Raw genomic sequence first — 11,413 nt, 5'->3', positions numbered from 1 at the left:
GTATATTTTTGCTGGATTTCCACATAATAACTCCAAAGCTTAATGTTTGCAATGGAGGAAAATCTTATTATGAAAGCAACGGGAATTGTGCGGCGGATAGACGATCTGGGCAGAGTGGTAATTCCGAAAGAGATACGAAGGACGCTGCGTATCCGGGAGGGCGATCCGCTGGAAATTTTTACGGATCGGGAAGGGGAAATTATTCTGAAGAAATATTCGCCCATCGGCGAGCTTGGGACCTTCGCGAAGGAGTACGCGGACAGTCTGGGGCAGGTGGCGGGCGTGATGGTCTGCATCTGCGATCGTGATGCAGTCATCGCGGCGGCGGGCGGCGCGAAAAAGGATTATCTGGGAAAATCCATCAGCCCGGGACTGGAAAAGCTGATAGAAGCCCGGGAAAATCAGCAGACAGAGACGGGCGATAAAAAGCTGGTGCGCATTGTGGAAGATGATCCGGAGGAACCGGCAGCCGAAACGATCTGCCCGATTATCGCAGAGGGCGACGCCATTGGCGCAGTACTCCTGTTTACCCGGGATCCGAAGCAGAAAATGGGCGAAACCGAGCGGAAGCTTGCCCAGGCAGCCGCGAATTTTCTGGGGCGGCAGATGGAGAATTAGACAATTTATGTTTAAAATAATTGACGTTATGCCGGTTTCTGTTTAAAATATGAAACAATAGAGAATGGGAGGCATAAAGTATGTATTACGTACCCGAAGGAACCAAAGAATGCGGATTCTATGAATGTAAAAAATGTGGCAACCGCTTTTTATCCCTGCAGACCATGCAGCGGATCCCATGCCCGGACTGCGCGATGGATATCGATTATGAGATCGGGCCGGACGAATCTATGGAAGACATGATGGATACGGCAGAGCTGATCGATAAGCTGGAGGGTGAGGAAGAGATAGAAAGAATGGATGGACTCTTAAGCCTGGCAGTCACCGGCGGTGATTGTGAGTGGATCTAGTGAAAAAATGCACAAAAAGTAGACCTAATAATCTGTAAAACTGACGAAAAAAGCAAGGAGTGGAAAAAACTTCTTGCTTTTTTTCGTGAAAGAGACTATGATAGAGGCATAAGAACTGGAAACGTTTCCAATGAAACGTTTCCAAAACGGATTCCAACAAGGAATTCCACCATGAACGGGAGGAAATCATTATGAACAAGAAACTCTTAGCCCTGACACTGAGCGGCGCTCTGGCAGTTTCCATGCTGGCAGGCTGCGGCGGATCTTCCAACGGAGGAGACACCTCTACATCTACAGACACTAAGGCAGATACCACAGAAGCAAGCGGAGCAGAAGGCTCTGTATACTATCTGAATTTCAAACCGGAGCAGGATCAGCAGTGGCAGGATCTGGCGAAGGCTTATACCGATGAGACAGGCGTACCGGTAACCGTTGTAACAGCGGCATCCGGTAACTATGAGACCACTCTGATGAGTGAGATGGGAAAGAGCGGCGCTCCGACCCTGTTCCAGGTAAACGGACCGGTGGGTCTGGCGAACTGGAAGGATTACTGCTACGATCTGGCAGGCTCCGATATCTACGGACAGCTGACCAGCGATAACTACGCGCTGAAGGAAGACGACACCGTATACGGCATCGCATATGTAATCGAGTCCTACGGACTGATTGTAAATAAGACACTGCTGGAGAAGGCAGGCTACACTATCGACGATATCCAGTCTTTCGCGGATCTGAAAAAGGTAGCCGAGGATATCACGGCACGCTCCTCTGAGCTTGGCTTTGCGGCATTTACCTCTGCAGGTATGGACGGCTCCTCTGACTGGAGATTCAAGACCCATCTGGCAAACCTGCCGATTTACTTTGAGTATCAGACCGATGGTATCAGCAGCACAGACGCCATCAAGGGAACCTACCTGGACAACTACCGCGATATGTGGGATCTGTACATCAACAACAGCACCTGCGATCCGAAGGAGCTTTCCGCTAAGACCGGCGACGACTCCAGAAACGAGTTCCTGGCAGGCGACGCAGTCTTCTTCCAGAATGGTTCCTGGGAGTACGCGAACCTGACAGGCGACGGCGGTTATACCGATGACGACCTGGCTATGATTCCGATTTATATCGGCGCTGGCGACGAGGCAAATCAGGGTCTCTGCACCGGTACAGAGAATTATTGGTGTGTGAACAACCAGGCAGACGAGGCAGATATTAAGGCAACTCTGGACTTCATGAACTGGTGTGTAACCTCTGAGCTGGGAACCAAGACCATGGCTGATGAGATGGGCTTCGTTATTCCGTTCAAGGGCGCGCAGGAATCCAAGAACCTGTTTGTAAAGCAGGACGCAGAGTACACCGCAGAAGGCAAGACTCCGGTATCCTGGAACTTCACTACCATGCCCTCTGAGGAGTGGAAGAACGGCGTAGGCCAGGCTCTGACCGCATACGCAGCAGACCAGACCGACGAAAACTGGGCAGGCGTTGTATCCGCATTCGTTGACGGATGGGCAACCGAGTACCAGATGGCAAACGGCCAGTAAAAAAAGAAAGAAACCATTTTTAGGGGCGGGCAGTTCATACTTGCCTGCCCTTTTTCTACTCAATTTTAACTCAGAAAGGAGTGCAGAATCATGGAAAAAGCGATCAAACGTTGGTCGCCCCTTTTTGTACTGCCTACGCTTCTGGCTTTTACGATTGGATTTATCATTCCCTTCTTTGAGGGACTGTATCTGTCCTTCTGCCAGTTCACGACAGTAAAAAACGCGAAATTTACAGGTTTTGGAAACTATAAAAAAATCTTTTCCGACCTTACATTTTTAAGCTCCTTTAAGTTTACCGTGCTCTTCGCGGTGGCCTCCATTGTGCTGATTAACGTCATTGCCTTTGCGCTGGCGCTGCTTCTGACACGGAAGCTTAAGGGCACCAATATTTTCCGTACGATCTTCTTTATGCCGAACCTGATCGGCGGTATCGTGCTGGGATATATCTGGCAGATTCTGATCAACTGTGTACTCTCTATCGTGGGACAGCCGCTTCTGGCGTTGAACAGCTCCGCGGGCTACTGGGGACTGATTATTCTCATGTGCTGGCAGCAGATTGGTTACATGATGATCATCTATATCGCGGGATTGCAGAATGTCTCCGATGACCTGCTGGAGGCAGCCCAGATCGACGGAGCGACGCCCTGGCAGACTTTATGGAAGGTGAAGCTTCCTATGGTTATGCCGTCCATTACCATCTGTGTATTCCTGACACTGACCAACTCCTTCAAGCTCTTTGACCAGAACCTGGCATTGACCGGAGGAGATCCGAACCATATGACAGAGATGCTGGCGCTGAATATCTATCAGACCTTCTACGCAAGGGCAGGAGCCCAGTGGAAGGGTCTCGGCCAGGCCAAGGCCGTACTGTTCTGCCTGCTGGTTATCGTAATTTCCGTGCTCCAGCTGCGGGCTACACGTAAGAGGGAGGTGCAGCAGTAAGATGAGAAAGAAAAAACAGATACAGGATACGGTCATGGTAGTGTTTCTGAGTATTCTGGCGCTGCTGTATGTCTATCCGATCGTCATGATTCTCTTTAATTCCGTAAAGAGGGAGACGGCGATTACCACATCCGGCGCGTTCACTCTGCCGACGGCGGACACCTTCGCAGGCCTGGCGAACTACGCCAACGCGATTGCCTCCAAGGGCTTTTTACAGAGCTTGGGCTACAGCCTTCTGATTACCATCACCTCTGTGGCGGCGATTCTTATCTGCTGCTCCATGTGCGCCTGGTACATCACCCGGGTAAAGGGAAAGCTGTCAAAGATTCTGTATTACCTGTTTGTATTTTCCATGGTCGTACCCTTCCAGATGGTGATGTTCACCCTGTCCCAGACAGCGGATTCCTTAAACCTTAACAAGCCCTGGAATATCTGGATTATCTACCTGGGCTTCGGAGCGGGCCTGGCAGTTTTCATGTTCGCGGGCTTTATGAAATCCATTCCCCTGGAGGTAGAGGAAGCGTCCATGATCGACGGCTGCAATCCGCTGCAGACCTTCTTCCTGATTGTACTTCCCATGCTGAAGCCGACCCTGGTATCCGTAGGAATCCTGGAGGCCATGTGGGTATGGAACGATTACCTTCTGCCGACCCTGGTACTGGATATTAAGAATTATAAGACCATTCCTATGTTGATCCAGTATTTCCGCGGAAGTTATGGTAAAGTAGAGATGGGCCCCATGATGGCAAGCATTATGTTAACCGTAATTCCCATTGTTATCGTATATCTGCTGGGCCAGAAACACATTATCAAAGGAGTGGCTGCGGGAGCAGTTAAGGGATAAACATACAGATGACAATCAAAGACATTGCGAAGGAGTCCGGATACGCGGTGGGCACGGTGTCCCGTGTACTCAATAATCATCCGGATGTATCGGAAAAAGCGCGAAAGACCATTATGGCAGTGGTGGAAAAGCACCATTTCAAATTAAACAGCAACGCCAAGCACTTGAAGCAGCAGGCCAGCAGCGGAATCGCGATTATCGTGAAGGGTTCCCAGAATATGCTGTTCGCATCCATCGTGGAGCGGCTGCAACGGCTTATAAGTGAGAAAAAGTATGCTTCCTTCATTTACTATATCGGTGAGGAGGAAAACGAGGTGGAGCGGGCCGAAAGGGTATGCCTGGAGCGGCATCCCTTGGGGATTCTCTTTCTGGGAAGCGACCTGGAGTTCTTCAAAGAGCGGTTTGACCGGCTGGAGATTCCCTGTGTGCTGGTTACCAACTCGGCGGCGGAGCTGGGCTTTGACAATCTCTCCAGTGTCAGTACAGACGACGAGGCAGGCGCTCAGGCAGCGGTAGCGCATCTTCTAAAGCTGGGTCACCGGAACATCGGTATCCTGGGCGGCTATATGGAGAAGTCCCATGCGGCCCATACCCGGTACAAGGGCTGTGAAAAGGCCTTTGCGGAGCAGGGCATGAAGCTGGAGCCCGGTCGGCAGTACCGTTCGGCGTTCTTTTCCATGGAGGAGGGCTATCACGCCATGGAGCAGCTGTTTGAGCAAATGCCGGATCTGACGGCGGTATTTGCCATGGCAGATGTACTGGCAGTGGGCGCTATCCGCGCTATCCGGGACCGGGGACTTCGGGTACCGGAGGACGTTTCCGTGATAGGCTTTGACGGAATCGAACTTGGAAATTATCTTTCTCCGCGGCTCACCACGGTGCGCCAGGCCCGAGAAAGGATAGCCGACCGGAGCTTGGAAATTCTGCTCTCGGATATTGCGGGAGAGCGTCCGGCGGTGCATGAGCTTCTTCCCTTCGATATCGTGGAGGGAGAGAGCGCGGCGAAAATCGCCCGCTAAGACAGAACAGAAGATAAGATGGGTAACGGTGAAGATATGGAATAATTACGGTGTGCGCTCCGGGCGGACACGGTAAGGAGGAAGAAAAATGGCAGATATTACATTTAAGCATGTGGTGAAAACCTATGACAATAAAAATACAGTGGTTCCGGATTTGAATCTGGAAATTCACGACAAGGAATTTATCGTGCTAGTCGGTCCGTCCGGTTGCGGAAAGTCCACGACTCTCCGCATGATTGCGGGTCTGGAGGAGATTAGTTCAGGCGACCTGTACATCGGCGACAGAAGAGTGAACGATGTGGCGCCCAAGGATCGGGATATCGCGATGGTATTCCAGAGCTATGCCCTGTATCCCCATATGACGGTATACAAAAATATGTCCTTTGCCCTGGAGCTTCATGGCACGCCCAAGGACGAGATTGACAAAAAGGTACGTGAGGCAGCCGAGATTCTGGGTCTGACGGAGTATCTGGACCGGAAGCCCAAGGCGCTGTCCGGCGGACAGAGACAGCGTGTGGCACTGGGCCGCGCCATGGTGCGGAACCCTGCGGTATTCCTGCTTGACGAGCCCCTGTCCAACCTGGACGCCAAGCTCCGTACCGAGATGAGAAGCCAGATCGCCGCGTTACATAAGCGTCTGCAGACCACCTTCGTATATGTAACCCACGATCAGACTGAGGCGATGACCATGGGCGACCGTATCGTAGTCATGAAGGACGGTATTATTCAGCAGGTAGATACGCCCCAGAACCTGTACAATTATCCCTGCAACAAGTTTGTGGCAGGCTTTATCGGTTCTCCCCAGATGAACTTTGTGAACGTGAAGGTGGAGAAGGATGCTGCCGGAACCGTACTGGTATTTGGCGATTACCAGATTCCTGTGAATAAGCCGGAGTTGGAGGCTTATGTGGGCAAAGAGGTTATCATGGGCATCCGCCCGGAGGACATTCACGCGGAAGAGTCCTTCCTGGCTATCTCCGACGCTTCCAATATTGAGGCGAAGGTAGATCTGGCGGAAATGATGGGCTCTGAGATTTATCTGTATCTGACCTGCTTCGGACAGAAGCTGGTAGCCAGAGTGCCGTCCCGCACCGGAATCCGCGCAGAGGACATGGCGAAGCTGGCTCTGGATGTGAACAAAATTCATGTCTTTGACGCGGAGACGGAAGCCATCATCTGTCATTAGGATTAAAAATCGGGCAGTTAGGAGGAAAATCACGATGACGAAATATACCGTTTTATTGAACAGCATTGAAAAAATAAAAAACTTTGTAAATACCATTACCCGCTATCCCTATGATTTTGATCTGGTGTCGGGACGCTATACCATTGACGCCAAATCCATTATGGGTATCTTTTCCCTAGATTTGACCCACCCGCTGGATCTCTGTGCCTATACGGACGGGGATGAAAAGCTTCAGGAGGATCTGAAACCCTATCTTGTGGAAAAAGGAGCGTGATGGCCGGTGAGAAGCAGTGGAATTTTGATGCACCTCTCTTCCCTGCCGAGTCCCTACGGAATCGGCAGCATGGGAAAACCGGCGCGGGAATTCATTGATTTTCTGAAGGCGGCAGGTCAGGGCTACTGGCAGCTGCTTCCCATCTGTCCCACCAGCTACGGGGATTCTCCCTACCAGTCCTTTTCTACCTACGCGGGCAATCCTTACTTTATCGATCTGGAGCTGCTTGAGGCAGACGGACTTCTGGAATGGCAGGAGTATGGAGAGGTGGATTGGGAAAGCGTGCCGGAGAAGGTCAATTATGGAGCCCTGTACGAAAAGCGTTACCCGATTCTGCGGAAGGCCGCAGAGCGGTTCCTTACGCGGATTCCTTCGGATTATCCGGAATTCTGTGCGAACAATGATTACTGGCTGGGAGATTACGCCCGCTTCATGGCCATGAAGCACGCCCATGGAGGAGCGTCCTGGCAGGAGTGGGAAGCCCTTTCGACAGAGGAAATCGAGCTTCGGTACGCGGAGGAGATCCGCTTCTGGAAGGTGCTTCAGTACCTGTTCTTCCGGCAATGGGAGGAGCTTCGCACTTATGCCAATGAGCAGGGCGTCCGTCTGATTGGAGATCTGCCCATCTATGTGTCTCTGGACAGCGTGGACGTGTGGGCACATCCAGAGTTGTTCCAGTTGGACGAGAACCGGAACCCGAGGGAAGTGGCCGGCTGTCCGCCGGACGGCTTTTCCGCAGACGGACAGCTCTGGGGAAATCCCCTCTTTGATTGGGGATATATGGAAAAAAACGATTATGACTGGTGGGTCAGACGGATTCAGTATCTCTGCAAGGTTTATGACATCCTGCGGATCGATCATTTCCGGGGCTTTGATTCCTACTATGCGATTCCTTATGGAAACACAACGGCCCGGGGCGGGCATTGGAAGCAGGGACCGGGAATCGCTCTGTTCCGGGCAGTGGAGGATCAGATTGGGCCGCAGCGGATCATTGCAGAGAATTTAGGTTATCTGACCGAGTCGGTCCACCAGCTTCTGAAGGACAGCGGCTTTCCGGGAATGAAGGTACTGGAATTTGCCTTCGACAGCCGGGACGGAGGCGGCAGCGCCTATCTGCCGGAGAATTATCCGGAGCATTGCGTGGCCTATGTGGGAACCCATGACAACGATACGGCGCTGGGCTGGCTGAAGACGGCCCCGGCGGAGGATGTGGCCTACGCCAGGGAATATCTCCATGAGACAGAGGATGAGGCGACGGCCCGGGCTATGCTCGCTGCCATCTGGAACAGCCGGGCAGAGCTTGCCATCGTCCAGGCGCAGGATATCCTGGGACTGGGAAGCGAAGCCCGCATGAATACGCCATCCACGGTGGGCGAAAACTGGCGCTGGAGAGCGAAAGAGGGAAGCTTTACGCCAGAGCTGGCTGCAGAACTTCGAGAGAAGATGGAAGCCTGTGGGCGGTTGGAAAAATAAAAAAGTACAGATGATACGGATGTAAAAAACGCGACATGGCAAACGCTGTGTCCTGTTTTTTGCATCCAATTATTTACAAAAGATAGAAAAGTTGCAAAATAAGAAGAAAAACGGTTGGAAAAGTTACAAAACATATGCCCCAAGCATTTCTTTTACGCAGATATCAATTTCAGATGCAATGGTTTTACACAAATTAGCTTTCAGACCGGCAGCAGTTCCGACAGCAACCAATTCTTTCAGGCCGGGATTTCGCCCGTTGCCATCGACGGTCGTAGTGTGCTCGCCGTAGTAAGTATTACTGTAGGTCAGGTCGTAGGCCGGACTCAGCCGCCAGGAATCGGTGGTATCGTCGTAAAGATAGGTAAAATTCTTTGAATGATCGTCCCGGTTGTGGGCGAAGACATTGAAGCACATGCGGCGATACATATTTTCCAGATCCTGAGGATTATCACGGGTCAAAATCTTCGTCAGCTTCATCAGACTGTGGTAATCAAGGCTTGGCTGCTCAAAATCCAGTTCCAGAAGAGCAGCAGCTGTCAGCATATGGATACGTTTTTCACCGGAGAAAGTCATGACGCGATCAAAGCGTTTCGTCCCGAAATAGCCTTTACATACATCAGAAGAAAATAAGCGGAACGGACTTACGGTAATGCCGCATTGCTTCGCGCACAGAGCGTACTGATATTCCATAAATCCGGCGTCCGGGCCGTTCACATGGGCGGGAAACTTGATAATCCAGGATTCACCGTCGATTTGCGTCATGATTTTAGGCCGTGCGCCGCCGCTGGTTCCGCCCAGACGGTATAATTCATCCAGCTTATCGGAAAATTCGGTATTCAGGATCTTCTGACATTGCCGGGCCAGAACGTCCAGGTTATCCAGTTCCGGTTCCGCGCAAAGATCATACTGCGGCTGATAGGTAAGCGCGCCCATTCCGGAAGAACCTACAATAGCGAGACGGTCGAGAACCGTGAGACGATCCGCATTTTCCCCTTGCTGTTTTAATAAACGCTGGAGCAGAAGGCGCCCCCAGGCGTCCGGCAGGCTGTCGGCAAATACGCCGAATAGTCCACCAAAATAATCTTTGGATGGAAGAAAAACCTGGCGCTTCAGCGGAAGCGAAAAGGGACTGACGGGAAAGCCGGTCTCCAGCCATTCCTCAGAATATTCAAATGCGGCCTTATGTGCGCTTGTCAGGGCAAGGGTGCCTACCAGCCTTTCGTCATAAAGTACCTGAATGACTTTATTTGTTTTCATTGATAACCTCCTGAATGTTCCGATAGGGAACCTCGGTAAAAAGCTGTCTCAAATCGTCTGCCATATCCAGTGCCATGGCAATCCTGGTCAATGAGAGAAGTGAGATTTGTCCGGTGGTTTCAAAGCGTTTCACAGAGCCGAAGCTGACGCCGCTGATCTGCGCCAGTTTTTCCTGAGAAATAGAGCGGCGCTTTCGGATAAGGCGCACCCGGTCGGCAATTTTTTTGTCCAGTTCTTCGGCGGTTTCCCAGATGTATTCGTTCATGAAAGAACCCCTTTTATAATAGATAATATATTATCTAAAAATGAATAAAATAAGTAAAATTATATAATATATTATACATAAATGGATGAACATATTCAAGAAATAAAAGATGGAATGACGACAAAAAGTTCTATAAATAGCAGAGAGAATTTATTTGCTGAGATATATAAAAGAAAGGCGGAATTTGCCTGCGCAAATAGAAAAAGAGGTGTCACAAATAGCCTGTTTTGACTATTTGTAACACCTCTTCTAAGATATCGGATAGGACTACATCGAAATCCACCCAAAGGCGTTTGCCACGGAGCTGAGCAGGATAATGACTGCAAAGACCGGTCCGAGATACTGGATCATGACGCGGAAAATCTTCTTTCTCTTAAAAGACTGTTCCCCGTGGAGCACTTCTTCTTCAATTCCCTTTACGCCGATGACTCTGGACACCAGAAGGCAGGTAGCGACTGCTGCGATGGGCATCATTACAGAGTTGGTCAGGAAATCAAAGAAATCCAGAAACTGCATACCGATGATTTTCACAGCAGCCAGGGGACCGTAGCTCAGGGAGGACAGGGTTCCCAGAGCGAGCATAATGATACCGATCATGACAGTGGCCTTTTTGCGGCCCCAGCCAAGCTCGTCCTCGAAGGTGGACACCGCGCTTTCGGTCAGGGCGATGGAGCTGGTCATAGCTGCGAAGAGTACCAGCAGGAAGAACAGGACACCCACGACAGTTCCCATCCCCATGCTGTCGAAGACCCTTGGGATGGTGATGAACATCAGCGCCGGTTCGGCTTGCAGCGTATCCGGATCTCCGCCGGAGAAGGCGAATACTGCCGGAATAATCATCAGGCCCGCCATAATCGCGATGGCTGTATCGAAAATCTCCACATTTTTCGTGGACTCTTCAATGGAAACATCTTTCTTCATGTAGGAGCCGAAGGTCACCAGAATACCCATGGCGATGGACAGGGAGTAAAACATCTGTCCCATGGCCGCTACTACGGTCATCCAGGAAAAATTCTCCAGATTCGGTACCAGGAAATACTTCACGCCAGCCAGAGCCCCCGGTCTGGTTATGGAGTAAACGGCGATGATGACAGATAATACTACCAGAATCGGCATCATAATCTTGGATACCCGCTCAATTCCGTTGCGGACGCCTGCGTAGATAATCAGCAGGGTACACAGAGAAAATACGATGAAGCAAAGCTCTGTGGAGACGCCATTGGAAATAAAGGCGGAGAAATAACCGTCCGCAGCCAGGGCATGTCCGTGTCCTGTGAGATATTCCACTAGGTATTTGATTACCCAGCCGCCGATGACGGAATAGTAAGGAACGATCAGAATCGGAATAATCGCGTTGATCCAACCGCCGAAGGACAGCCATTTAGATTTGCCAAAGGTATGATAAGCACCCACCGGACTTTTTTTCGTCATGCGGCCAATGGCAGTCTCCGCCACGATCATGGTATAACCGAAGGTCAGCGCCAGAATGATGTAGACCAGCAGAAAAATACCGCCGCCGTATTTGGCCGCCAGATACGGAAAACGCCAGATGTTGCCCAGGCCTACGGAGGCGCCGGCTGCGGAGAGTACAAAGCCCAGTTTTCCCGAAAAAGAGCTTCTTTTGTGATTGTGTGAATTCATTGGTAA

Annotated in this window: 13 protein-coding genes; 10 read left to right on the top strand and 3 right to left on the bottom strand. The window is 51.0% G+C overall.

Annotated features, from left to right (window positions below):
• Positions 1-69: 69 nt before the first annotated feature.
• The 9 genes from spoVT (at position 70) to malQ (ending at position 8,244) form a co-directional block, all read left to right on the top strand.
• Positions 70-618, top strand: coding sequence for a stage V sporulation protein T (gene spoVT, locus ACESZP_RS09100; RefSeq protein WP_499708826.1), 549 nt, complete (start codon positions 70-72; stop codon positions 616-618).
• An 80-nt stretch (positions 619-698) separates the two neighbouring features.
• The gene (locus ACESZP_RS09095) at positions 699-968 is read left to right on the top strand and encodes a hypothetical protein (RefSeq protein ID WP_349164350.1); all 270 of its coding nucleotides are present in this window, start codon (positions 699-701) and stop codon (positions 966-968) included.
• A 191-nt stretch (positions 969-1,159) separates the two neighbouring features.
• The gene (locus ACESZP_RS09090; protein ID WP_499708825.1) at positions 1,160-2,506 is read left to right on the top strand and encodes an ABC transporter substrate-binding protein; all 1,347 of its coding nucleotides are present in this window, start codon (positions 1,160-1,162) and stop codon (positions 2,504-2,506) included.
• Between the two features lie 90 nt (positions 2,507-2,596).
• A complete protein-coding gene (locus ACESZP_RS09085) occupies positions 2,597-3,448 on the top strand; it encodes a carbohydrate ABC transporter permease (protein ID WP_158362550.1) in 852 nt (283 codons plus the stop codon).
• 1 nt (position 3,449) lies between these two features.
• The gene (locus tag ACESZP_RS09080; RefSeq protein WP_186873767.1) at positions 3,450-4,292 is read left to right on the top strand and encodes a carbohydrate ABC transporter permease; all 843 of its coding nucleotides are present in this window, start codon (positions 3,450-3,452) and stop codon (positions 4,290-4,292) included.
• 8 nt (positions 4,293-4,300) lie between these two features.
• Positions 4,301-5,311, top strand: a complete 1,011-nt coding sequence (locus ACESZP_RS09075; protein WP_499708824.1) for a LacI family DNA-binding transcriptional regulator — start codon at positions 4,301-4,303, stop codon at positions 5,309-5,311.
• Between the two features lie 88 nt (positions 5,312-5,399).
• Positions 5,400-6,497 carry an ABC transporter ATP-binding protein gene (locus tag ACESZP_RS09070; RefSeq protein WP_499708823.1) on the top strand — a complete coding sequence of 366 codons (1,098 nt, stop codon included), beginning with the start codon at positions 5,400-5,402 and terminating at the stop codon, positions 6,495-6,497.
• 34 nt (positions 6,498-6,531) lie between these two features.
• Positions 6,532-6,771 (top strand): HPr family phosphocarrier protein, encoded by a 240-nt coding sequence (locus ACESZP_RS09065; RefSeq protein ID WP_158362543.1) that lies wholly within the window; start codon positions 6,532-6,534, stop codon positions 6,769-6,771.
• Between the two features lie 6 nt (positions 6,772-6,777).
• Positions 6,778-8,244 (top strand): 4-alpha-glucanotransferase, encoded by a 1,467-nt coding sequence (malQ, locus tag ACESZP_RS09060; RefSeq protein ID WP_499708822.1) that lies wholly within the window; start codon positions 6,778-6,780, stop codon positions 8,242-8,244.
• 123 nt (positions 8,245-8,367) lie between these two features.
• On the opposite strand, the gene ACESZP_RS09055 is transcribed toward malQ, so the two are convergent.
• Both ACESZP_RS09055 and ACESZP_RS09050 read right to left on the bottom strand, forming a co-directional pair.
• Positions 8,368-9,501: a type II toxin-antitoxin system HipA family toxin gene (locus tag ACESZP_RS09055; protein ID WP_499708821.1), complete on the bottom strand. Its 1,134-nt coding sequence runs from the start codon at positions 9,499-9,501 to the stop codon at positions 8,368-8,370.
• Positions 9,488-9,766, bottom strand: a complete 279-nt coding sequence (locus ACESZP_RS09050; protein ID WP_178039996.1) for a helix-turn-helix domain-containing protein — start codon at positions 9,764-9,766, stop codon at positions 9,488-9,490. The genes ACESZP_RS09055 and ACESZP_RS09050 overlap by 14 nt, the downstream gene beginning before the upstream one ends.
• 81 nt (positions 9,767-9,847) lie before the next feature.
• On the opposite strand from ACESZP_RS09050, the gene ACESZP_RS09045 reads away from it, so the two are divergent.
• Positions 9,848-9,997, top strand: coding sequence for a hypothetical protein (locus ACESZP_RS09045; RefSeq protein ID WP_499708820.1), 150 nt, complete (start codon positions 9,848-9,850; stop codon positions 9,995-9,997).
• 36 nt (positions 9,998-10,033) lie between these two features.
• Here the strand turns inward: ACESZP_RS09045 and ACESZP_RS09040 are convergent, their stop codons facing one another.
• Positions 10,034-11,407 carry a sodium-dependent transporter gene (locus ACESZP_RS09040; protein WP_499708819.1) on the bottom strand — a complete coding sequence of 458 codons (1,374 nt, stop codon included), beginning with the start codon at positions 11,405-11,407 and terminating at the stop codon, positions 10,034-10,036.
• Between the last annotated feature and the right edge of the window lie 6 nt (positions 11,408-11,413).

The sequence above is a fragment of the Candidatus Dorea massiliensis AP6 genome (genome assembly GCF_964245105.1).
GTDB classification, from domain to species: domain Bacteria; phylum Bacillota; class Clostridia; order Lachnospirales; family Lachnospiraceae; genus Laedolimicola; species Laedolimicola intestinihominis.
This window is presented reverse-complemented; position numbering and strand designations above follow the sequence as displayed.